The organism is Streptomyces sp. NPDC058653, from assembly GCF_042716895.1.
GTDB lineage: Bacteria > Actinomycetota > Actinomycetes > Streptomycetales > Streptomycetaceae > Streptomyces.
On the sequence record NZ_JBHXRM010000038.1, the window covers coordinates 60,010 to 83,083 of the forward strand.

A 23,074-nucleotide genomic window follows, 5' to 3' on the forward strand; every position below is an offset into this window, starting at 1 on the left:
CCCCGTCGGAGGGAGGGAGCGGTGGTGGGGGAGGCTTCCGGTTCAGCCCGTGAGCGGCACGGCGGCCAGCGCGGCGATCAGCCACGTCAGCGGTCCGAACACCGCGAGCAGCGCGCCGGCACGCAGCGCCGCCGCCGTACGCAGGAGCATCGCGGGGGCGCCCACCCGCGTCAACGCCGCCGTCGTCTCGGTACGGGCGTGCCTGGCCTCAAGGACGGCTGTCAGCAGCGTCCCGAGGGTGCAGCCCACGATGATCGTGGCGCCGAGACCGGTGAGCGGTCCGAACGGGCGGGGATCGCCGGGGCCGTACAGGGCCGCGGCGGCGAAGCCGCCCGAGACCACGGCGCAGACGACGCCCAGCGGGCGTCCGATCCGCACCGCCTCGTCCATCAGTACGCGCCCCGCGAGCAGCCGGGTCGCGCCGGGACGCAGCGTCTGCAGGAACCGACCGCAGAGGTACGCGATACCGGGGCCCGCCAGAGCCAGGCCGAGCGCCGTCAGCGACCAGCCGGCCAGAACACCGGCCGGACTCCCGTCGAATCGCCCCGGCAGCGGCAGGGGAGCCTCCGAGCCACCCCGGCTCGCATAGGTCTCGACGGCGAGCCCGGCAGCGGTCAGAGCGACGCCCCAGGGCAGCCCCGACGGGGCGGGCCTGGGGGTCGCCGCCCGCTCGGGATCGGCACCGTCGACCGGCTTCGCGGCCCTGCGCCGCGGGCGCAGGGCGAAGGCGGTCGCCATGGAAGCGAGGACCGGCACGACGGCGAGCAGCGTGAGGGCGGCGGCGAGCGGCAACGGCTGCCCCGCACCGAGGAGATCGGACGCCGCGCCGTCGAACGGCAGCCCCGTGAGATCACCGCGCAGGTGGAGGAAGAACAGCAGCGCCACCACGCTGCCGAGCGTGCACGAGAGGGTCGTCGACGCGGCAGCCAGGGCGGTGAGCTGCGCCGGGCCGACGCCCACCGCCGAAAGCCCCGGACGGGGCCGGGTGCTCGGGTCCGCACGGGCCACGGCGACGGCGAACTGCACCGTGGACGCGAGCGGGAACACGCACCACAGGAGCCGGAGGACCGATCCGGCGGGATGGTTCATGGCCCAGCCCAGCGTGCACAGTAGGAGGAAGCCGACCCCCGCCGACGCCGCGACGACCAGCAGCCGGCGCAGCAGGACGAGGGGGTGGCTGCCGCGGGCTAGACGGAGAGCGAGCACGCTGCCTGGCCTTCCGCCTCGGCGGGTCGCAGCGCGCCCACGCGGCAGCCGTCGACCAGGACCACGGTGCGGTCGGCGAGTGTCGCGACCTCGTCGTCAAGGGTGGCGAGCACGACGGTGATGCGGTGCGAGCGCGCTGCGGTGGTCAGCGTGCGCAGGACCTGGGCGCGTTCGGCGGCGTACAACGGCGCCGTCGGCTCGTCGGCGAAGAGTACCGAGGGTGTGCTCACCAGCGCGCGGGCGACGGCCACGCGCTGGCGCTGCGACTGGAGCAGGGCGTGCGGGCGCTTGCGGGCGCACATACCGATGTCGAGCCGCTCCAGCCACTCCATGGCCGCGGCCTTCGCCGCACGGCGCGAGGAACCGCGCAGCAGCATCGGCAGGGCGGCGTTCTCCCACGCGTTGAGCTCCGGGACCAGGACGGGGTCGGAGTCGACCCAGCCGAAGCGGTCGCGCCGGAGCCGTTCCCGCAGCACCGGGGGCATCGTGTGGACGGCGGTGCTGTTGAACCAGACCTCGCCCTCCTTGGGAACGAGCTGGCCCGAGAGACACCGCAGCAGGGTCGTCTTGCCGCTGCCGCGCGCGCCGCTGACCGCGAGGATCTCGCCCTCGCGCACTCCGAGCGAGACGCCGCTGAGCGCCGGCGAGCCGTTGTGCGAATGGTGCAGGGAACGCGCCCAGAGCACGTCGTTGTCCGGCGGGGCAACCATGGCGTACACCTCGGTTCGGATCAGGCTCGGAATCAGAGCTGACGTACCGCGCCCCGTCCGGGGGGAACGAAGGCGAAGCCGATCGGTCACTGCACCGTAAGGATCAGTACCGGGATGGACGGACAGCACGCGGCCCGGGTGCCCCCCATTGCACTCGAATGGGGGGTACCCGGGCCGTTGTCCAGTTCCGGCGGTGGCGCGGGGCGGGGCGGGGCCGCGCGGCAGGGCCACGGGGCGGTGTGCACCCGCCCCGTACGTGCCCTTCACCGCCCCGTACGGCGCGGTCGCCGTCCGCGGTGATCAGAGCTTGGTCCAGGCCTCCGTCAGCACGGTGCGCAGGATCTGCTCGATCTCGTCGAACGTCGACTGGTCGGAGATCAGCGGCGGGGCGAGCTGTACGACGGGGTCCCCGCGGTCGTCGGCGCGGCAGTACAGCCCGTTGTCGTACAGGGCCTTGGAGAGGAAGCCGTACAGGACGCGCTCCGTCTCCTCGTCCGTGAAGGACTCCTTGGTGACCTTGTCCTTGACGAGCTCGATGCCGTAGAAGAAGCCGTTGCCCCGTACGTCGCCGACTATCGGCAGGTCGTGGAGCTTGCGCAGCGTCGAGAAGAACGCGTCCTCGTTGTCCAGCACGTGCTGGTTGAGGCCCTCGCGCTCGAAGATGTCGAGGTTGGTGAGAGCGACCGCGGCGGAGACCGGGTGGCCGCCGAAGGTGTAGCCGTGCAGGAAGGTGTTGTCACCTTTGTAGAAGGGCTCGGCGAGACGGTCGGAGATGATGCAGGCCCCGATCGGTGAGTAGCCCGACGTCATGCCCTTGGCGCAGGTGATCATGTCCGGTACGTAGCCGAACTTGTCGCACCCGAACATCGTGCCGAGCCGGCCGAAGGCGCAGATGACCTCGTCCGAGACGAGCAGCACGTCGTACTGGTCGCAGATCTCGCGAACCCGCTGGAAGTAGCCGGGCGGGGGCGGGAAACAGCCGCCGGCGTTCTGCACCGGCTCCAGGAAGACGGCGGCCACCGTGTCCGCGCCTTCGAAGAGGATCTGCTGCTCGATCTGGTCGGCGGCCCAGCGGCCGAAGGCCTCCGGGTCGTCGCCGTGGATCGGGGCGCGGTAGATGTTGGTGTTCGACACCTTGTGGGCGCCCGGCACCAGTGGCTCGAACGGGGCCTTCAGGGCGGGGAGTCCGGTGATGGACAGCGCTCCCTGCGGCGTTCCGTGGTAGGCGACGGCGCGTGAGATGACCTTGTACTTGGTGGGCTTGCCCGTCAGCTTGAAGTACTGCTTGGCGAGCTTCCAGGCCGTCTCGACGGCCTCGCCGCCGCCGGTGGTGAAGAAGACCTTGTTGAGGTCCCCGGGCGCGTAGTGGGCCAGTCGCTCGGCCAGCTCGACCGCCTTCGGGTGGGCGTAGGACCACACGGGGAAGAAGGCGAGTTCCTGGGCCTGCTTGTAGGCGGTCTCGGCCAACTCATGGCGCCCGTGGCCCGCGTTGACCACGAACAGGCCGGAGAGACCGTCCAGGTAACGCTTGCCGTCGACGTCGTAGATGTAGGTGCCCTCACCACGCACGATGGTGGGCACGGGTGCGTTCTCGTACGACGACATGCGGGTGAAATGCATCCACAGGTGGTCGTAAGCGGTTTTGGAGAGGTCCTTGCTCACGGCTATCGGGTTCCCCACATATAGGTCTGCTTCTTCAACTTGAGGTAGACGAAGCTCTCGGTGGAACGCACGCCGGGGAGCGCGCGGATCCGTTTGTTGATGACGTCCAGCAGGTGGTCGTCGTCCTCGCAGACGATCTCCACCATCAGGTCGAAGGAGCCCGCGGTCATCACCACGTACTCGCACTCGTCCATCTCCGTGAGCGCGTCGGCCACCGGGTCGAGGTCCCCCTCGACGTTGATGCCGACCATCGCCTGGCGCCGGAAGCCGACGGTCAGCGGGTCGGTGACGGCCACGATCTGCATGACCCCCTGGTCGAGCAGCTTCTGGACGCGCTGCCGTACGGCCGCCTCGGAGAGGCCGACGGCCTTTCCGATCGCGGCGTAGGGGCGCCGTCCGTCCTCCTGAAGCTGTTCGATGATCGCGAGGGAGACGGTGTCGATCGCCGGCGACGATCCGTTTCCGTGCCCGTTCCTGGGGTCTGCGCTGCGACTGGCCACCAGCTCACTGTGCACCGCGACTCGCCCGTCTCGCAACCCCGAAGCGATGAAATTCGTTGTGTGGAGGTTCGATTATGACTGAATCCGAAGTTCGAAGGGGTCGGGCCTGTCGAAAGCGTCGGCAGAACGCTTAGGGTGGGTATCTCACCCATCGGACATCCGGGCATGACATCTGTAAGGAGGGGTGGCAGTGACCACCGAGCTGCGCCGTCTGCGTAACTACATCAACGGGGAGTTCCGGGACGCCGCCGACGGGCGGACCATCGAGGTGGTCAACCCGGCCACGGGCGAGGCCTACGCGACGTCCCCGCTGTCCGGCCAGGCCGACGTCGACGCCGCGATGGAGGCGGCCGCCGCGGCGTTCCCCGCCTGGCGCGACACCACCCCGGCGGAGCGTCAGAAGGTGATGCTCAAGATCGCGGACGCGTTCGAGGAGCGCGCCGAGGACCTGATCGCCGCGGAGTCGGAGAACACCGGCAAGCCGCTCGAACTGACCCGCACCGAAGAGATCCCCCCGATGGTGGACCAGATCCGCTTCTTCGCGGGGGCGGCGCGGATGCTCGAGGGCCGCTCGGCCGGCGAGTACATGGACGGTTTCACCTCCATCGTGCGGCGCGAGCCGGTGGGCGTCTGCGCGCAGGTCGCACCGTGGAACTACCCGATGATGATGGCCGTGTGGAAGTTCGCCCCGGCGCTGGCGGCGGGCAACACCGTCGTACTGAAGCCGTCGGACACCACTCCCGCCTCCACTCTCCTGATCGCGGAGATCATCGGTGCGATCGCGCCGAAGGGCGTTTTCAACGTCATCTGCGGCGACCGCGACAGCGGGCGCGCCATGGTCGAGCACGCGACACCGGCGATGGTCTCGATCACCGGTTCCGTACGGGCCGGGATGCAGGTCGCCGAGTCCGCCTCCAGGGACGTCAAGCGGGTGCATCTGGAGCTGGGCGGCAAGGCGCCCGTCGTGGTCTTCGACGACCTCGACAGCGAGGCGATCGCCAAGGCCGTCGAGGACATCTCGGTGGCGGGCTTCTTCAACGCCGGGCAGGACTGTACGGCGGCGTGCCGCGTCCTGGTGCACGAGGCGATCCACGACGAGTTCGTGGCGGTGCTGGCCAAGGCCGCCGCGGAGACGAAGACCGGTGCGCCGGACGACGAGGACGTGCTGTACGGGCCGCTGAACAACGCCAACCAGCTGAAGCACGTCTCGGGCTTCATCGAGCGGCTGCCGGCCCACGCCAAGGTGGAGGCGGGCGGTCACAGGGTGGGCGACAAGGGGTACTTCTACGCGCCGACCGTGGTCTCGGGGCTCAAGCAGGACGACGAGATCATCCAGAACGAGGTGTTCGGCCCCGTCATCACGGTCCAGTCGTTCACGGACGAGGCGCAGGCGCTGGAGTACGCGAACGGGGTGGAGTTCGCTCTCGCCTCCTCGGTGTGGACTAAGGACCACGGGCGTGCGATGCGGATGTCCAGGAGCCTGGACTTCGGCTGCGTGTGGATCAACACGCACATCCCGCTGGTCGCGGAGATGCCGCACGGTGGCTTCAAGCGGTCGGGCTACGGAAAGGACCTGTCGGCGTACGGCTTCGACGACTACACCCGTATCAAGCACGTGATGACGTCGCTCGACGCGTGAGGGTGGGGCGAGGCGGTGCGGTGTGGTGCGGTGCGCCGAGGTGAGTCGGGTGCGCGTTTCCTCGTGCCGCTGAGCCGGCGTGGGCGGGGGTGACCGGCCGCTCGTCGAGGTGTGCCGTCGGCCTTCCGCTGACGCGGCGGTGCGGCTCGACTCCTCAACTCGCTTGAACGTCGCCCGAGTTGCTGCCACCGGGCCGGGGCACGGACACGCTTGTCGTCCGTGCCCCGCCTCGTCTGTACGGGGCGGAGGCGTCCGGCTTGTACGGGCGTGGCGACCGGTCAACTCTGGCCCCGTTCCACGCGGTTGGGGCGAGCCGCCGACCCCTCGGCCCGTCCCGCCCCCGCCTCCCTCACTCTGCTTACCCCTGCGGGCTACTGAGCCCGTCGCTGTGCAGCAGAGCCGCGAGTGCGTCGATGCGGTTCGTCGTGATCGAGTCGACTCCCGCCCCGACCAGGCGACGCATACTCCGCCTCGTGTCCGCTGTCCAGGCCGAGACCAGATATCCGTCGCGGTGGTCGCGCTCCGTCAGTTCCGGGCTCACCAGACCGAAGCGGTAGTTGAGCCAGCGTGGCCGCACCGCTTCCAGCAGTACGGGGCGCGGCGGCGCCAACGACTGCCACGTCATGGCGATTTCGGCGCCCGGGTCGGCGGCCCGTACTGCGAGCATCGCCTTGGCGCCCGCGCAGTAGTACACCCGCTCTCCCGCGCCGCATTCGCGCACCGTCGCCACCACCGTGTTCACCGTCTCGGTCCTGGCGTCCGGCAGGTCGACCATGAAACGCGCCTTCGACACCGGCCCTGGTGCCGTCAGCACTTCCTGGAGCGTGGGCACGCCGCCCCGTGTCAGTTCGCTCAGGTCGGCATGGATGATGTTCGAGAGCGCCTGGTCATGTCCCCAGAGCCGTTTCAACGACGCGTCGTGCAGAAGGACGGGCACTCCGTCGCGCGTGAGACGTACGTCGAACTCCACGGCGTCGGCGCCCCGTTCCAGTGCGGAGCGGACCGACGGGAGCGTGTTCTCACGGACGCGGTACGGATCGCCCCGGTGCCCCACGGCCACGACGGGGCGCGGCGCGGCGCCCTCTCCTCGACCGTCGGCGTCGCGACCACCCTCACCGCGACCACCCTCACCGCGACCGCTGGCGCCGCCCCGTACCGCCTTCACTTGGCGAGCCACTGCGCGGTGTACGTGTCGATCTCCGCGTTCAGCCGGTCCTTGCCCGACCGGTCGAGGAACGACGCCTCGACCGCGTTCTTCGCGAGCCCCGCCACCCCCGACTCGTCCAGCTCCAGCAGCCGCGCCGCCACCACGTACTCGTTGTTGAGGTCGGTGCCGAACATGGGCGGGTCGTCACTGTTGACCGTCACCGGCACACCCGCGGACACGAGCGTCCTGATCGGGTGCAGCTCGATGTCCGTGACCGCCCGCGTGGCGATGTTGGACGTGGGGCAGACCTCAAGGGGGACGCGGTTCTCGGCGAGGTACGCCATCAGCTCCACGTCCTGGGCGGAGCTGATGCCGTGGCCGATGCGTTCAGCGCTCAGTTCCTTGAGCGCGTCCCACACAGTGCCGGGCCCCGTCGTCTCGCCGGCGTGCGGTACGGAGTGGAGCCCTTCCGCGACGGCCCGGTCGAAGTGGGGCTTGAACTGGGGCCGCGGGACGCCGATCTCCGGGCCCCCGAGGCCGAAGGAGACCAGCCCCTCGGGGCGGAGGTCGACCGCGAGGCGCAAGGTCTCGTCCGCGGCCTCCATACCGGCCTCGCCCGGAATGTCGAAGCACCACCGCAGTACGACTCCGAACTCGGCCTCGGCCGCCTTGCGCGCGTCCTCGATCGCCTCCATGAAGGCCATCTCGGGGATGCCGCGCCGGATCGAGCTGAAGGGGGTGATCGTCAGCTCCGCGTAGCGGATGTTCTGCCGGGCCATGTCGCGGGCGATCTCGAACGTGAGCAGCCGGACGTCCTCCGGCGTACGGAGCAGATCCACGACGGACAGGTAGACGTCGATGAAGTGCGCGAAGTCGGTGAAGACGAAGTAGTCGGCGAGCGCCTCAGGGCTGGTCGGCACCTTGGAACTCGGGTGTCTGGCCGCCAGTTCGGAGACGATACGGGGCGAGGCCGAGCCGACGTGATGGACATGCAGCTCGGCCTTGGGCAGCCCTGCGATGAAGGGAAGAAGGTCGGTCATCGGGTCCTCCGCGTGCTGAGCGGCGGCGGAAAGGGTGTCGCCGTCCGCCGGGCAGGACATCCCCCTGCCCAGGGCTGTATCCGGACAGGATCATCGTAGGCGGGGTGGCTGGGGCGACCGGCAGAGGCCTTAGCATGACGGAATCACGATGGGGGAGAACAATGTCTGACAGTAGCGGGCAGCCGTCGGGCGGCCAGGTACCGAGCGATCCCTGGGCGCCGCCGGAGCGCAAGGTGCCGTTGGGCAAGCCGGAACAGGCGCCCGGGCACCTGCAGGACGAGCCTCCGGTCCGGCCCATCTACGACCAGCCGACTGTCACCTCGTTCCCCAGCCCCAGCCCCAGCCCCAGCCCCAGCCCCAGCCCCGGTGCGGGCCCGGAGCCGGGCGGGGCTGCCGCCCCTGGCGCCGGGGCGGCCTTCGGAGCCGTACCGCCACCGCCGATAGCACCCGGGGGGCCGGCCCCGACGACTTCCGGTCCGTACGGCTACCCGGGCGCGAGCGCGCCCAGCGGCCCCCCGTACCCCGGCTATCAGGCCTACCCCGGCTATCCGGGATACGGCCAGAGTGCCTGGTCCGCCCCTGCGAACGGCATGGGCGTCGCCGCGATGACGCTCGGCATTCTGTCGATCTGTCTCTTCTGCCTGTACGGCGTCGTCGGCATCGTCCTGGGCATCCTCGCCGTGATCTTCGGTGTCGTCGGCAAGAAGCGCGCCGAACGGGGTGAGGCCACCAACAGGGGACAGGCCCTCTCCGGGATCATCATGGGCACCATCGGGATCGTCATCGGCGTGGTCGTCATCGGTCTCATCGTCTGGGGCATCACCGACGCGATCAACGAAGAGAACAACAACGACGACAGCGACTTCGACAGCGGCACGGGCGGATACTCCGCCATGCTTGTCGTCGACGCCAACCGCTGATCCCACTGTCGGCCCGGCCACACGGCTCGGCCACCCACAAGAAGGCACTTGCCCGCGCGGCCGTCCGTTCCCCCCGTACGGTTCCGTGCGCTCCGTACGTCGGCGGCTGCCCCGCTTCCTCCGGTGCCCGCCTCCGTCCCTTCAGGCGCCTACGGCCCCCTCCGTTACCTGTCTCCCCGGCGCTCCCCGCCACGTCAGGCCGCAGCCGCCTCCGCCCGTAGCCGCTCACGCGCCTCCATCAGCGCGAAGCCCAGCAGATTGAGCCCGCGCCAGCGCGCCGGGTCCTGCGCCCGCTCGTCGTCCGCCGCCAGTCCGATGCCCCATATCCGGTCCATCGGACTGGCCTCGACGAGCACCCGATCGCCGGTGCCCAGCAGGTAGTCGCGGAGTCGGTCGTCCTGCCGGAACTTGTGCACGTTCCCTTCGACGACGATGCCGGACCGCTCCCGCTCCCACACCGTCTCGTCGAACCCGCGTACCAGCCGCCCCGCCTTCTTCGCCGACGCCGGACCGGACGCGGCCAGCGCTTTCCGCTCCGCCTCCGCGTCGTCGAAGAGCCGGGCCTTGGCCGCCATCATCCAGTGCTCCGCCGTCGCGTACTCGATCCCCTCGACCGTGAACGGTGACTGCCACCACTGACTGAGGCAGCTCGCCCCGATGACACCGTCCGGCCGCGGGGCGTGCCCCCAGAAGTGCAGATACTTGACCTTCTCGCCGCGACCCGTACGGTCGATCAGCTCCGCAACCGTGATCATCCCCATGCACGTGAGTGTGCCAGCCGCCACTGACAGTCCGTCTGCCGAACAAGGCGGTTGCGCGACACATGGTCAACCGATTCCGTCGCGTAACCAAAAGGCAACAACGGAATCACTTGTTGGACGCCCCGTGCTCTGTCAGTATCGGCACTCAATTCAAGCCAGAACAACACTCGCGGCTCCGGATCGACCGGGACGGCGGCCGCGAGACATCCGGATGACAGCCGGAACACGGAGGGCGTCATGGGCAACCGCTTCCCCGCGCGGGACCGATTCGCGGACGGTGCGCAGTTCATCGACGGCCGGCTGCGTCCCGGCACCTCGGGTCGTACGCAGGCCGTGGTGGACCCGGCGACGGGGCAGGAAGTGTTGACGTACGAACTGGCGGGGCCGGCCGACGTCGACGCCGCCGTCGCCGCCGCGCTCGCGGCGTACCCGGGCTGGGCCGGCGCGACCCCCGGGGAGCGGTCCGACGCGCTGCACCGTTTCGCCGCCGTACTCGCGGAGCGGGCGGCGGAGTTCGCCGAGGCCGAGTCGCTCCAGTGCGGAAAGCCGATCAAGCTGTCCACGGAGTTCGACGTGCCGGGGACCGTCGACAACGCCGCGTTCTTCGCCGGGGCCGCTCGTCATCTGGAGGGCGCGTCGGCGGGGGAGTACAGCGGCGACCACACCTCCTACGTACGTCGCGAGCCGATCGGCGTGGTCGGTTCCATCGCCCCCTGGAACTACCCATTGCAGATGGCCGCCTGGAAGATCCTTCCGGCGGTCGCGGCGGGCAACACGATCGTGCTCAAGCCGTCCGAGCTGACGCCGTTGACGTCGCTGATGTTCGCCGAGGCGGCGCGGGACGCCGGCATCCCCGACGGCGTGATCAACATCGTCAACGGGGCGGGCGCCGACGCGGGCGAGGCGCTCGTGGGCCATCCCGATGTCGTCATGACCTCCTTCACCGGTTCCACCGCCGTCGGCAAGCGCGTCGCCGAGATCGCCACCGGCACCGTCAAGCGATTGCATCTGGAACTCGGCGGTAAGGCCCCGTTCGTGGTCTTCGACGACGCGGACCTGGAGGCCGCCGTCCAGGGCGCTGTCGCCGGTGCGCTCATCAACACGGGGCAGGACTGCACGGCCGCCACCCGCGCCTATGTGCAGCGTCCGCTCTACGACGCGTTCGTGAGCGCCGTCGCGGCGCTGATGGAGACGGTGCGCCTCGGCGACCCGTTCGCCCCGTCGACCGACATGGGACCGCTGATCTCGCACGCGCACCGTGACCGCGTCGCAGGCATCGTCGACCGCGCCCGCGGCTACGCCCGCGTGGTCACCGGCGGCTCCGCCCCGGACGCCGCCGCCACCGGCCTCGCCGACGGCGCGTACTACCGCCCCACCCTCGTCGTGGACGCCGCCCAGGACAGCGAGATCGTCCAGTCCGAGATCTTCGGCCCCGTCCTGGTCGTGCTGCCCTTCGACTCCGACGACGAGGCCATCCGTCTCGCCAACGACACCCCGTACGGCCTCGCCGCATCCGTCTGGAGCCGCGACGTGTACCGCACGGGGCGCGCCACCCGCGAGATCAAGGCCGGCTGTGTCTGGGTGAACGACCACATCCCGATCATCAGCGAGATGCCGCACGGCGGCTACAAGGCAAGTGGTTACGGAAAGGACATGTCGGCGTACTCGTTCGAGGAGTACACGCAGGTCAAGCATGTGATGTACGACAACACCGCGGTCGCCAGGAAGGACTGGCACCGCACAATCTTCGGGGACCGTCTCTAACCCTTCGCACCCTCTCCTCACCCGAAAGGGCACCGCCCATGGAGCAGTACGAGCCAGACCGTCTCTCCGCGGCCCAGATAGCCGCGACGCGTCGCAGCCTGCGCACCGGACGGGGCGCGCTCAGCCGCCGTTCGCTGCTGCGTGCCACCGGCGCCGGGGCGCTCACGATCGGCGGCGTGGCAGGTCTCGGCGCCTGCGGGATTCCGCCCGCGAAGGGGGAGAGCGGGGGCACCGCGTCCACCGACCACTCGGCGAAGGAGAAGCGCGTCGTTTTCTCCAACTGGACCGAGTACATGGACGTCAGCGAGGACGAGAAGAGCTTCCCCACCCTGGAGGCGTTCACGAAAAGCACCGGGATCCAGGTGAAGTACACGGCGGACATCAACGACAACGTCGAGTTCTTCGGCAAGATCCAGCCGCAGCTCGCGGCCGGCCAGGACACGGGGCGCGATCTCATCTGCGTCACCGACTGGCTCGCCGCCCGCATCATCCGGCTCGGGTGGGCGCAGAAGCTCGATCCCGCCAACTTGCCCCACGCTTTCGCGAATCTGTCCCAGCAGTTCCGCTCGCCCGACTGGGACCCGGGACGCTCCTACACGTATCCGTGGACCGGAATCCCCTCCGTCATCGCCTACAACAAGAAGGCGACGGGGGGCCGCAAGATCGAGTCCGTATCGCAGCTGCTGGACGATCCCGACCTGAAGGGGCGGGTGTCGTTCCTCTCCGAGATGCGCGACTCGATTGGGCTGACGCTGCTCGACATGGGCAAGGACCCGGCGTCCTTCTCCGACGACGACTTCGACGGCGCCGTCGCCCGTATACAGAAGGCCGTCGACAAGAAGCAGATCCGCCGTTTCACCGGCAACGACTACACGGCGGACCTCAGCAAGGGCGACATCGCGGCGTGCATCGCCTGGGCCGGCGACATCGTGCAGCTCCAGGCCGACAACCCGGACATCCAGTTCGCCATCCCGGAGTCCGGTTACATGATCTCCAGCGACAATCTGCTCGTCCCGGCGAAGGCCCGGCACAAGACCAACGCCGAGAAGCTCATCGACCACTACTACGAGCTTCCGATCGCGGCGCAGCTCGCGGCGTACATCAACTACGTCTGCCCCGTCGAAGGCGTCCGTACGGAGCTCGCGAAGATCGACGAGTCGATGGCGTCCAACCCGCTGATCCTTCCGGACGCGGCGATGGCCTCGAAGTCGCACGCCTTCCGCTCGCTGAGCGGTGAGGAAGAGACGGCGTACGAGGAGAAGTTCGCCAAGCTCATCGGTGCCTAGGCCGCCGGGCGCCCCAGGGAGGTCCTACAGGGTCTTCCACGGGCCCCGTCAGAGGCCCCGTGAGGCTCCTCAGCCCTCCTCAGGCCGCCCGCTCACCCTGCGGCAGGCTCGCCGGGCCCCCAGAGCCCCCTCCGCTCCGTTCCGCCCCTCCCAAGCCCCCGGGATCGTTATCCATGACTGAGACCGCATCCACCGACCGGGGCGGCGACGACGTCCGCCTCACCGGGATAAGCAAGTCGTACGGCTCCTTCCACGCCGTCAAACCCCTCGACCTCACCGTCCCGGAGGGCTCCTTCTTCGCCCTCCTCGGTGCCTCGGGGTGCGGCAAGACCACCACGCTGCGCATGATCGCCGGCCTGGAGGACCCCACCACCGGATCGGTCTTCCTCGGCGACAAGGACGTCACCGGCCTGCCGCCGCACAAGCGCCCCGTCAACACCGTCTTCCAGAGCTACGCGCTCTTCCCGCACCTCGACATCTACGAGAACGTCGCCTTCGGCCTGCGCCGTCGCGGCATCAAGTCGGTGAAGAAACAGGTCGGCGACATGCTCGACCTCGTCCAGCTCGGTGACTTCGCGAAGCGCAGACCGCACCAGCTCTCCGGCGGGCAGCAGCAGCGCGTCGCCGTGGCCCGCGCGCTCATCAACCATCCGAAGGTCCTGCTGCTCGACGAGCCCCTCGGCGCGCTCGACCTCAAGCTGCGCCGCCAGATGCAGCTGGAACTCAAGCGCATCCAGACGGAGGTCGGCATCACCTTCGTCCACGTCACGCACGACCAGGAGGAGGCCATGACGATGGCCGACACCGTCGCCGTGATGAACGCGGGACGGGTCGAGCAACTGGGCGCGCCCGCGGAGCTGTACGAGAACCCGCAGACCACCTTCGTCGCCAACTTCCTCGGCAGCTCCAACCTCATCGAGGCCGACGTCGCGGACAAGACCGGCGACGAGGTGGTGGTGACATCGGCGGGCGTGAAGCTGAGACTGCCCGCCGAACGGTGCACGACGCAGGTCTCGGACGGCGGTCGGCTGCTCGTCGGCGTACGCCCCGAGAAGATCTCGCTCGCGCACGCGGACGACGAGGGTTCCATCCCCGGGGGCCGTAACCGGATCACCGGGCGCATCGTCGACTCCAGCTTCATCGGAGTCTCAACGCAGTACGTCATCAACAGCCCCGTCTGTGGGGAGTTGGAGGTGTACGCGCAGAACATCGAGCGCGACGGGCGGCTCGTTCCGGGGGCCGAGGTGGTCCTGCACTGGAACCCCGCGCACACCTTCGGACTCGACGCGGCGCAGGACATCGACGCGGGCGTCAAGACGGTGGACGAGGAGGGGGCGTGACCGCGACCGCAGCACCACCCGCGCCACCCACGCCGCCCGAAACGGAGACGGCGGTGCGCCAAGTCCCGCGCCGTAAACGCCTCGTCCCCTACTGGCTGCTGCTGCCCGGCATCCTCTGGCTGCTGGTCTTCTTCGCGCTGCCGATGGTCTACCAGGCCTCGACCTCCGTACAGACGGGCTCCCTGGAAGAGGGATTCAAGGTCACCTGGCACTTCCAGACCTACTGGGACGCGCTCCAGGAGTACTACCCGCACTTCGTACGCTCGCTGCTGTACGCGGGCACCGCCACCGTGCTGTGTCTGCTGCTCGGCTACCCGCTGGCCTACCTCATCGCCTTCAAGGCCGGCCGCTGGCGCAACCTCCTGCTGGTCCTGGTCATCGCCCCGTTCTTCACGAGCTTCCTGATCCGTACGCTCGCCTGGAAGACGATCCTCGCCGACGACGGCGCCGTGGTCGGGGCGTTGGACACCCTCCGGGTGCTCGACGTGACCAGCTGGCTCGGCTGGACGGCCGACGACCGCGTCCTGGCGACGCCCATGGCCGTCGTCTGCGGCCTCACCTACAACTTCCTGCCGTTCATGATCCTGCCGCTCTACACCTCGCTGGAGCGCATCGACGGGCGGCTGCACGAGGCTGCCGGAGACCTCTACGCGAGGCCGGCGACGACGTTCCGCAAAGTCACCGTCCCGCTGTCCATGCCGGGCATCGTCTCCGGCACGCTGCTGACCTTCATCCCGGCGAGCGGCGACTACGTCAACGCGGAACTGCTCGGATCCACCGACACCAAGATGGTCGGCAGCGTGATCCAGAGCCAGTTCCTGCGCGTGCTCGACTATCCGACGGCGGCGGCGCTCTCGTTCATCCTCATGGCGGTCGTGCTGGTCGTGGTCACCGTCTACATCCGCCGTTCAGGGACGGAGGACCTGGTCTGATGCGCTGGATCCGACGCAATGCGGTCGTCGTCGCGGGGCTGCTCACGCTCGCGTACATGATCCTGCCGAACCTCGTCGTGATGGTGTTCTCCTTCAACAAGCCGAAGGGGCGCTTCAACTACGCCTGGCAGACGTTCTCGCTGGACGCTTGGAAGGACCCGTGCGGCGTCGCGGACCTCTGCGAGTCGCTGTCGCTCTCGTTCCAGATCGCCGTCTGGGCGACGATCGGGGCCACCGTCCTCGGCACCATGATCGCCTTCGCGCTGGTGCGCTATCGCTTCCGGGCGCGCGGCGCGATCAACTCGCTGATCTTCCTGCCGATGGCCATGCCGGAAGTCGTGATGGCGGCGTCGCTGCTGACTCTATTCCTGAACATGGGGGCGGAGTTGGGGTTCTGGACGGTCCTCATCGCGCACATCATGTTCTGCCTCAGCTTCGTGGTGACGGCGGTCAAGGCGCGGGTCATGTCGATGGATCCGAAGCTGGAGGAGGCGGCCCGCGACCTGTACGCGGGGCCGGTGCAGACCTTCGTACGGGTCACCCTGCCGATCGCCGCCCCGGGGATCGCGGCGGGGGCCCTGCTCGCCTTCGCGCTCTCCTTCGACGACTTCATCATCACGAACTTCAACGCCGGTTCGTCCGTCACCTTCCCCATGTTCGTGTGGGGATCGGCGCAGCGCGGCACACCGGTGCAGATCAACGTCATCGGGACGGCGATGTTCGCCATCGCCGTACTGATGGTGATCGGCGGCCAGCTGGTCAGCGCCCGGCGGAAGAAGGCCGCAACCCCCTGAGCAGGACCCGAAGGAGTTGGAAGACATGGCCCCTGGAGCCATGCGTACAGCAGCCGCCTCACTCGCCGACGCGCAGCCCGTCGCGCACTGGCTCGACGACCCCGGCAGGCCGGGCGCCGTGCCCGCCCTGGCCGGCGACGAACGCTGCGACCTGCTCGTCGTCGGCGGCGGCTACAGCGGCCTGTGGACCGCGCTCCTCGCCAAGGAGCGCGACCCGCGCCGCGACGTCGTCCTGATCGAGAGCCGCGAGGTGGGCTGGGCCGCCTCGGGCCGTAACGGGGGCTTCTGCTCCGCCTCCCTCACCCACGGGCTCGCCAACGGGCTCAGCCGCTGGCCCGGCGAACTGCGGGCGCTGGAGGACCTCGGCGGGCGCAACCTCGACGGCATCGAGTCGGCCGTCGAGCGCTACGCCATCGACTGCGACTTCGAGCGCACCGGCGACATCACCGTGGCCACCGAGCCGCACCAGCTCGAAGATCTGCGCGAGTTGTACGAGGAGGCGACCATGGCCGGCTTCACGGGCCTGGACCTCCTGGACGGCGACGCGGTCCGCGCGGAGGTCGACTCGCCGACCTTCCTCGGCGGCCTCTGGGACCGGCGGGGCGTCGCCATGCTCAATCCGGCCAGGCTCGCGTGGGGGCTGAAGCGGGCCTGCCAGGAGCTCGGCGTACGGATTTACGAGAACACCCCCGGCCTCGAACTCGCCCGCTCCGGCCCCGGCATGGCTGTCCGCACGCCGTACGGCCGAGTGCTGGCCCGCCACGTCGCGCTCGGCACGAACGTCTTCCCGTCCCTGGTGCGACGCGTACGGCTCTACACGGTGCCCGTCTACGACTACGCCCTGACGACGGAACCGCTCAGCGAGGATCAGCTCGGCTCCGTCGGCTGGAAGGGGCGGCAGGGGCTCAGCGACGGGGCGAACCAGTTCCACTACTTCCGGATCACCGCCGACAACCGCATCCTCTGGGGCGGCTACGACGCGGTCTATCCGTACGGAGGACGCCTCGACGCCGCCCTCGACAACCGCCCCGAGACCTATCTCAAGCTCGCCTCCCACTTCTTCACCTGCTTCCCTCAGTTGGAGGGCGTGCGGTTCAGCCACGCGTGGGGCGGTGCCATCGACACCTGTTCGCGGTTCTCCCCGTTCTTCGGTACGGCGCACGGGGGGCGGGTCGCGTACGCCGCCGGTTACACCGGCCTCGGTGTCGGTGCGACCCGCTTCGGTGCGGATGTGATGCTCGATCTGCTCGCGGGGGAGCGCACGGAGCGGACGGGGCTGGAGATGGTCAGGACGAAGCCGGTGCCGTTCCCGCCGGAGCCGGCCGCCTGGGCCGGGATCGGGCTCACGAAGTGGTCGCTGGCCCGGGCGGATGTCAGGGGTGGGCGGCGGAATCTGTGGCTGAGGGCCATGGACCGGGTGGGGCTGGGCTTCGACAGCTGACCTCTGTACGGAGGGGGCCTCGGGCGGCGCGTTCGCGGGCCCGCGCGTGGCCCCGTTCGGCCCGTCCCGGGTCTGGGGCGGGCGGGGCCGTCGCGTCGTACGCCGGGCGCGCCGCGGCCCCGGGCCCGATTCGGCCCCGTCGCGAGCCTGTTCCTGGCCGTGTGACTCACATCACCGCCGACTGTCGGCCCGAACTCGCGTAATGATCCGGCAGGACCTCCCTCTCTCCCTCTGTGGACGCACTGTCCAGCAACGTGGAGCGGAGGCCGCATGATGACTGACTCACAGGCCCAATCGGGGGCGAGGACCGCGCTGGAGTGGCTGGCGTCGGTGGCGCCCGATCCGGACGCCTGCCGGTGGGAATGGGAGCGGAACCCGCACGGGGTCGCTCTCCTTCCCGCCGGGAAGCGCTGGGACGTCCTGATCCTCCCTGGTGAGCTGGGATATCCGACACTCGGCGTACTGAACCGGCTCATCGACCGGCCGGGCCCCGTCCTGGCCGACTTCGGCGACGCGCGCCTCGGGTTCTTCGTACCGCCGGGCACCGTCGCGCGCTGGATCGGTATGGGGGTACGGGGCGCGGGAGGCGGTACCTGGATCGTCGTCCCGTACCCCGGGCGTACCGGCGGCGGGGTCCGCTGGGTGGTCCCGCCCGACGGCTCGGGCACGCTCACCGATCCGCCGTTGCTGGAACTCGCGATGCACGAGGCGGCGGCCGAGATCGCCGCCGAGGCCCAGGCCGACGGCGATGGCGATGGCGATGGTGACAGCGCCGACGGCGATGGTGGAGCCGACGGCGGGGGCATCGGTGGTGGGGCTGCGGGCGACGAAAGCGGGCGCGGCCCGAGCGGTGGAGACGGGGGCGATGACCTCGTGAGCTGAGACCTGAGCCCTGACGGGTGAGGCGAGGAAGCCGTGAAAGCCAAGGGCGGGCAGGGCGCGCGTGGCCCCGTCGGGGCCACGGGGCGGTGGGAGCAGCCTGCGCGGGCGGTTGGCGGTCGGAGCCGTAGAGCACCAGAGGTCTTGACAACCGGATTGGTCTGGACCATCTTGTGCCCCGGCTCGGTCACTCAATTCCGCCATGCCCGGAGGCAGTTGTGGAACGCAACAGACGACCTTCTCGGTACCCCAGACTCGTGGCCGCGCTCGCGGCGGCCGTACTCACCGCCGGCGGTCTCGTCGTCTCCGCCGAAACGGCGCGCGCCGCCGACGTGGACATCGCCACCAACGGGGGGTTCGAATCCGGCCTCTCGGGCTGGAGCTGCACGGGCGGCAGCGGCGTGGCCGTCAGCACCCCCGTACACAGTGGCACCTCAGCGCTGAAGGCCACCCCGGCGGGCAGCGACAACGCGAAATGCAGCCAGACCGTCACGGTGCGGCCCGACTCGGCGTACACGCTGAGCGCCTGGGTCCAGGGAAGCTACGTCTACCTCGGCGCGTCCGGCACCGGCACCACCGACGTCTCAACTTGGACCCCGTCCGCGCCGAGTTGGCGGAAACTCACCACCTCCTTCCGCACCGGCCCCGCCACCACATCGGTGACGCTCTACACCAACGGCTGGTACGGAACCCCCGCCTACCACGTCGACGACCTCAGCCTCGTCGGACCGGGCGGTGGGACCGGCCAGCCGCCAGCCGCCCCCGCCGGCCTCAGGTCCTCGTCGGTGACCTCGTCCTCCGTCGGCCTCGCGTGGTCACCCGTCACGGGCGCCACCGGCTACACGGTGCACCGCGCCGGTGCTCCCGACCTGAACCTCACCGGCACCTCAACCACCGTCACGGGGCTGAGCCCCGCGACCGCCTACCGCTTTCAGGTCTCGGCCACCAACGCCGCCGGCCGCTCCCCGCTCTCCTCCGCCGTCACCGCGACCACCCGGCCCGCGGACGGCGGCAACGGGGCCGACCTCCCCGCCCACGCCCTGGTCGGCTACCTCCACTCCAGCTTCGCCAACGGCTCCGGCTACACGCGCATGGCCGACGTGCCCGACTCGTGGGACGTCATCAACCTCGCCTTCGGTGAACCGACCTCCGTCACCTCCGGCGACATCCGCTTCAGCCTGTGCCCCGTCGCCGAATGCCCGAACGTCGAATCCGCCGCCGAGTTCAAGGCCGCCATCAAGGCCAAGCAGGCCGCGGGCAAGAAGGTCCTGATCTCCATCGGCGGCCAGAACGGTCAGGTCCAGCTCGCCTCGACCGCCGCACGCGACGCGTTCGTGAGCTCTGTGTCCAAGATCATCGATGAGTACGGCCTCGACGGCCTCGACATCGACTTCGAGGGCCACTCGCTCTCCCTCAACAACGGCGACACCGACTTCCGGAGCCCCACGAGCCCCGTCATCGTCAACCTGATCTCCGCCGTGAAGAGCCTCAAGGCCAAGTACGGGGCGGACTTCGTGCTCACGATGGCCCCGGAGACCTTCTTCGTGCAGCTCGGCTACCAGTTCTACGGCTCCGGCCCCTTCGGCGGCCAGGACCCGCGCGCCGGGGCGTACCTGCCCGTCATCCACGCCCTGCGCGACGACCTCACCCTGCTGCACGTCCAGGACTACAACTCGGGCCCGATCATGGGGCTCGACAACCAGTACCACACCATGGGCGGGGCCGATTTCCACATCGCGATGACCGACATGCTCCTCACCGGTTTCCCGGTGGCGGGCGACACTACTAAGGTCTTCCCGGCGCTGGACCCGGGCCAGGTGGCCATCGGACTGCCGGCGTCGCAGCACGCGGGCAACGGCCACACCGCCCCGTCCGAGGTGAACAAGGCCCTCGACTGTCTCACCAAGAAGACCAACTGCGGGTCGTACCAGACACACGGCACGTGGCCCGCCCTACGCGGCCTGATGACCTGGTCGATCAACTGGGACCGCTTCAACCAGTGGGAGTTCTCCCGCAACTTCGACGGCTACTTCGGAAGCTGAGCCGGGCCGACCAGGTCCGTCGTACGTCAACGGCCGGCCAGCCGCCATCATCCTGTCGCTATCGGCCGGCCGTTCCCGAGCCGACGGCCCTGCGGTTGTCGATCCACCGCAGGGCCGTCACCAGCAGGGCCAGCACCATGCCGCAGAGCAGCCAGCTGCCGAGCACGTCCAGCGGCCAGTGGTAGCCCCGTAGCACCAGCCCGATGCTCGTCGCCGCAGTGAGCACCACGGCGACGGGCATCGCCCATCCGCGCCCCGTACGGGGCGGGCTGAGCAGCAACAACGCAGCGCCGCAGTAGGCGACCATCGCCGTCGCGGTGTGTCCCGAGGGGTAGTAGCCGGACTCCGCCGTCAGTGGCCCCGTCCGGTCGATCCAGAGCTTGAGCGGCATCACCAGCAGCGGAACTGCGCCCATGGCCACCACGACCGCCGCGGCCCGCGCACGGTGCCCCCGCCACACCGCGTACGCGACCGCGACGGCCAGGACGGGCAGGGCGACCGGCATCCCACCGAGATCGGCCAGGAACTCCGTCAGCCCGCTGGGGCCGTGTCCGAAGGCGTCACGCCCCAGCCGCTCGTCGGCATCACGGAGCGGGCCACCGGCGGCGACCTGCCAGGTGACGAGAGCGAAGAGAACGGCGCAGAGAGCGAACGCCGTGAGGGGAGTGAAGAGGCCGAGGGGACCGGCTGAGCCGACGCGCCCGGAGAAAGACGCCGGCCGCCCCGGAACAGGGGGGGTAGTTCCGAGACGGCCGCCGGGATCGGGTCGCCGCGCGCCCCGGGGGGTTTGGGGCGGGCGGCCGTCCGATCGGTGAGGATTTCCGGAGCTGGATGCTCCAGTGCGCCCGAAGACGCGACCAGGACGGGGCTGGGGATGCGCCGCCGTGGGGTCGCCCGCAGTCTCCTGCGAGCGGGGTGTTTCATTCATCTGCGGAAACCGTACGTCAGGGCCGTGAGGTCCGACAGCGGCAAGCTCAACCCGCCATCGGCCCCGCACACCTTCTTCACAGGCCCGCCCCCGTGGCCCGCACCGTACGGGGCGACCGAGTCCCAGGGTACGGAGGGGACGAAGCACCGTGTACGGAAGCGGGTTCCGGGACTTCGACGGACTGGGCCGCGCGCCCCGTACGGCGCCGACGGCGCGGCGACCGCTCCGTACGGTGCGTACGGCCCCGTACGTCGCGGCGGATGGGCCCCCCGCGCGGTCAGATTCCGGCGAGCGCCTGCTCCAGGATGTCCAGGCCCTCCGTAAGGAGGTCCTCGCCGATCACCAGCGGCGGCAGGAAGCGGACCACGTTGCCGTACGTGCCGGTCGTGAGGACCAACAGCCCCTCCATGTGGCACGCCTTGGCGAGCGCCGCCGTCGCCTCCGGGTTCGGCTCCTTGGTGTCCCGGTCCTTGACCAGTTCGAGAGCGAGCATCGCGCCACGGCCCCGTACGTCGCCGATGACGTCGAACTTCTCGGCCATCTCCTTGAGACGAGGCTTCATGATCTCCTCGATGCGCCGGGCCTTCGAGACGAGGTCCAGCTCCCGCATCGTCTCGATGGCGCCGAGCGCGGCGGCGCAGGCCACCGGGTTGCCGCCGTACGTACCGCCGAGGCCGCCCGAGTGCGGCGCGTCCATGATCTCCGAGCGCCCCGTGACGGCGGCCAGCGGCAGGCCGCCGGCGATGCCTTTCGCCGTGGTGATCAGGTCCGGTACGACTCCCTCGTCCTCGCACGCGAACCACTGGCCCGTCCTGCAGAAACCGGACTGGATCTCGTCCGCCACGAAGACGATGCCGTTGTCCTTGGCGAACTTCGCAAGCGCGGGCAGGAAGCCCTTCGCCGGCTCGATGAAGCCGCCCTCGCCGAGCAGCGGCTCGATGACGATCGCCGCGACGTTCTCCGCGCCGACCTGCTTGCTGATCTGGTCGATGGCCGCCGCGGAGGCCTCGGCGCCGGCGTTCTCCGGGCCGGTCGGCCAGCGGTAGCCGTACGCCACGGGGACGCGGTAGATCTCCGGCGCGAACGGACCGAAGCCGTCCTTGTACGGCATGTTCTTCGAGGTCAGCGCCATCGTGAGGTTCGTACGGCCGTGGTAGCCGTGGTCGAAGACCACGACCGCCTGGCGCTTCGTGTACGAGCGGGCGATCTTCACGGCGTTCTCGACCGCCTCGGCGCCCGAGTTGAACAGCGCGGACTTCTTCGCGTGGTCGCCCGGGGTCAGCTCGGCGAGCTGCTCACAGACCTCCACGTAGCCCTCGTACGGCGTGACCATGAAACAGGTGTGGGTGAAGTCGGCGAGCTGCGCCGTGGCACGGCGTACGACGGCTTCCGCGGAGGAACCGACGGACGTCACCGCGATGCCGGACCCGAAGTCGATGAAGCTGTTGCCGTCCACGTCCTCGACGACGCCGCCGCTCGCACGGGCCGCGAAGACGGGCATCACGGATCCCACGCCGGCGGCGACCGAGGCGGTACGGCGGCTCTGCAGCTCCAGAGACTTGGGACCGGGGATGGCGGTGACGACGCGCCGCTCCTGCGGAATTACGGTCATGAGGGGCTCCTGGGGGTGGTTCCGGACGCTACGTGGATCGCGTTCTCGCATCTGCCTTCACTTCGCAGGCTAGGGGCGGAGGTGGGCGGCGGGCATGCGCCGTTCGGGAGCATCCGGGGCGTGTCGTTGTCCGCCGCGGACATAGGACTCGCCCCGTCGTTCCGGGCGCCGTACGGGGCCAGCGACCAACACTCCGTACGGCCGCAACGGTGAACTCCCCGTGCATCGGCACTAGATTGAGCCCCGTACAGAGCGGACCTGGCTGGTCAGGGGACAGGGGTTCATGAACACCGACGGCACGCACGACCCGCGCGGCACACGAGCCAATCCCGTGCCCCGTCCGGCGGGACCACCGCCGCAGCCCCCCACGCCGCCGCCACCCTCAACCGCCGCCCCGGGGCCGCCGGCCGTACCGCCCCCGGACGCCGCGCCGACGGGCTACGCCGCGCCCCCAGCCTCCCCGGCCCTTCC

19 protein-coding genes and 1 pseudogene are annotated in these 23,074 nt (G+C 69.8%); 11 read left to right on the forward strand and 9 right to left on the reverse strand.

Annotated features, from left to right (window positions below):
• Positions 1-42: 42 nt before the first annotated feature.
• The 4 genes from ACFWU9_RS27445 to ACFWU9_RS27460 all read right to left on the reverse strand — a co-directional run bounded on the left by ACFWU9_RS27445 (position 43) and on the right by ACFWU9_RS27460 (position 4,078).
• Complete coding sequence (locus tag ACFWU9_RS27445; RefSeq protein WP_384322975.1) at positions 43-1,206, reverse strand: hypothetical protein; 1,164 nt, start codon at positions 1,204-1,206, stop codon at positions 43-45.
• On the reverse strand, positions 1,188-1,916 hold the full coding sequence (locus ACFWU9_RS27450; RefSeq protein WP_384322977.1) for an ABC transporter ATP-binding protein: 729 nt from the start codon (positions 1,914-1,916) through the stop codon (positions 1,188-1,190). The genes ACFWU9_RS27445 and ACFWU9_RS27450 overlap by 19 nt, the downstream gene beginning before the upstream one ends.
• 300 nt (positions 1,917-2,216) lie before the next feature.
• The gene (locus ACFWU9_RS27455) at positions 2,217-3,596 is read right to left on the reverse strand and encodes an aspartate aminotransferase family protein (RefSeq protein WP_384322979.1); all 1,380 of its coding nucleotides are present in this window, start codon (positions 3,594-3,596) and stop codon (positions 2,217-2,219) included.
• Positions 3,581-4,078: an Lrp/AsnC family transcriptional regulator gene (locus tag ACFWU9_RS27460; protein ID WP_384322982.1), complete on the reverse strand. Its 498-nt coding sequence runs from the start codon at positions 4,076-4,078 to the stop codon at positions 3,581-3,583. The genes ACFWU9_RS27455 and ACFWU9_RS27460 overlap by 16 nt, the downstream gene beginning before the upstream one ends.
• Before the next feature lie 190 nt (positions 4,079-4,268).
• Here ACFWU9_RS27460 and ACFWU9_RS27465 point away from each other — a divergent pair, with 190 nt between their 5' ends.
• Complete coding sequence (locus ACFWU9_RS27465; RefSeq protein ID WP_384323021.1) at positions 4,269-5,717, forward strand: gamma-aminobutyraldehyde dehydrogenase; 1,449 nt, start codon at positions 4,269-4,271, stop codon at positions 5,715-5,717.
• Between the two features lie 358 nt (positions 5,718-6,075).
• Here ACFWU9_RS27465 and ACFWU9_RS27470 read toward each other — a convergent pair whose 3' ends face one another.
• Positions 6,076-6,777 carry a glycerophosphodiester phosphodiesterase gene (locus ACFWU9_RS27470; protein ID WP_384323023.1) on the reverse strand — a complete coding sequence of 234 codons (702 nt, stop codon included), beginning with the start codon at positions 6,775-6,777 and terminating at the stop codon, positions 6,076-6,078.
• 101 nt (positions 6,778-6,878) lie between these two features.
• Entirely contained in the window at positions 6,879-7,904 is a 1,026-nt protein-coding gene (locus ACFWU9_RS27475; RefSeq protein ID WP_384322983.1) for an adenosine deaminase, read from the reverse strand.
• A gap of 161 nt (positions 7,905-8,065) precedes the next feature.
• Between ACFWU9_RS27475 and ACFWU9_RS27480 the strand changes: the two genes are divergently transcribed.
• Entirely contained in the window at positions 8,066-8,824 is a 759-nt protein-coding gene (locus tag ACFWU9_RS27480; RefSeq protein ID WP_384322985.1) for a DUF4190 domain-containing protein, read from the forward strand.
• Between the two features lie 194 nt (positions 8,825-9,018).
• Here ACFWU9_RS27480 and ACFWU9_RS27485 read toward each other — a convergent pair whose 3' ends face one another.
• The gene (locus tag ACFWU9_RS27485) at positions 9,019-9,579 is read right to left on the reverse strand and encodes an NADAR family protein (protein WP_384323025.1); all 561 of its coding nucleotides are present in this window, start codon (positions 9,577-9,579) and stop codon (positions 9,019-9,021) included.
• 243 nt (positions 9,580-9,822) lie between these two features.
• Here ACFWU9_RS27485 and ACFWU9_RS27490 point away from each other — a divergent pair, with 243 nt between their 5' ends.
• From ACFWU9_RS27490 to ACFWU9_RS27525, 8 genes and pseudogenes are all read left to right on the forward strand, one after another.
• Complete coding sequence (locus ACFWU9_RS27490) at positions 9,823-11,349, forward strand: gamma-aminobutyraldehyde dehydrogenase (RefSeq protein WP_384322987.1); 1,527 nt, start codon at positions 9,823-9,825, stop codon at positions 11,347-11,349.
• 38 nt (positions 11,350-11,387) lie between these two features.
• A complete protein-coding gene (locus tag ACFWU9_RS27495) occupies positions 11,388-12,635 on the forward strand; it encodes a PotD/PotF family extracellular solute-binding protein (protein ID WP_384322989.1) in 1,248 nt (415 codons plus the stop codon).
• Between the two features lie 173 nt (positions 12,636-12,808).
• The gene (locus ACFWU9_RS27500) at positions 12,809-13,975 is read left to right on the forward strand and encodes an ABC transporter ATP-binding protein (protein ID WP_384322991.1); all 1,167 of its coding nucleotides are present in this window, start codon (positions 12,809-12,811) and stop codon (positions 13,973-13,975) included.
• The gene (locus ACFWU9_RS27505; RefSeq protein WP_384322993.1) at positions 13,972-14,907 is read left to right on the forward strand and encodes an ABC transporter permease; all 936 of its coding nucleotides are present in this window, start codon (positions 13,972-13,974) and stop codon (positions 14,905-14,907) included. The genes ACFWU9_RS27500 and ACFWU9_RS27505 overlap by 4 nt, the downstream gene beginning before the upstream one ends.
• On the forward strand, positions 14,907-15,701 hold the full coding sequence (locus tag ACFWU9_RS27510) for an ABC transporter permease (RefSeq protein ID WP_384322995.1): 795 nt from the start codon (positions 14,907-14,909) through the stop codon (positions 15,699-15,701). The genes ACFWU9_RS27505 and ACFWU9_RS27510 overlap by 1 nt, the downstream gene beginning before the upstream one ends.
• A 25-nt stretch (positions 15,702-15,726) precedes the next feature.
• Positions 15,727-17,142, forward strand: a complete 1,416-nt coding sequence (locus ACFWU9_RS27515; protein WP_384322997.1) for an NAD(P)/FAD-dependent oxidoreductase — start codon at positions 15,727-15,729, stop codon at positions 17,140-17,142.
• Between the two features lie 273 nt (positions 17,143-17,415).
• A pseudogene (locus ACFWU9_RS27520) lies at positions 17,416-17,880 on the forward strand (hypothetical protein); the annotation flags it as partial.
• A 359-nt stretch (positions 17,881-18,239) separates the two neighbouring features.
• Positions 18,240-20,063: a chitinase gene (locus ACFWU9_RS27525; protein ID WP_384322999.1), complete on the forward strand. Its 1,824-nt coding sequence runs from the start codon at positions 18,240-18,242 to the stop codon at positions 20,061-20,063.
• Between the two features lie 58 nt (positions 20,064-20,121).
• On the opposite strand, the gene ACFWU9_RS27530 is transcribed toward ACFWU9_RS27525, so the two are convergent.
• Positions 20,122-20,568, reverse strand: coding sequence for a phosphatase PAP2 family protein (locus tag ACFWU9_RS27530; RefSeq protein WP_384323001.1), 447 nt, complete (start codon positions 20,566-20,568; stop codon positions 20,122-20,124).
• A 42-nt stretch (positions 20,569-20,610) separates the two neighbouring features.
• Between ACFWU9_RS27530 and ACFWU9_RS27535 the strand changes: the two genes are divergently transcribed.
• Positions 20,611-20,754, forward strand: a complete 144-nt coding sequence (locus tag ACFWU9_RS27535) for a hypothetical protein (RefSeq protein ID WP_384323003.1) — start codon at positions 20,611-20,613, stop codon at positions 20,752-20,754.
• 514 nt (positions 20,755-21,268) lie between these two features.
• Here ACFWU9_RS27535 and gabT read toward each other — a convergent pair.
• Complete coding sequence (gene gabT / locus ACFWU9_RS27540; protein ID WP_384323005.1) at positions 21,269-22,603, reverse strand: 4-aminobutyrate--2-oxoglutarate transaminase; 1,335 nt, start codon at positions 22,601-22,603, stop codon at positions 21,269-21,271.
• Between the last annotated feature and the right edge of the window lie 471 nt (positions 22,604-23,074).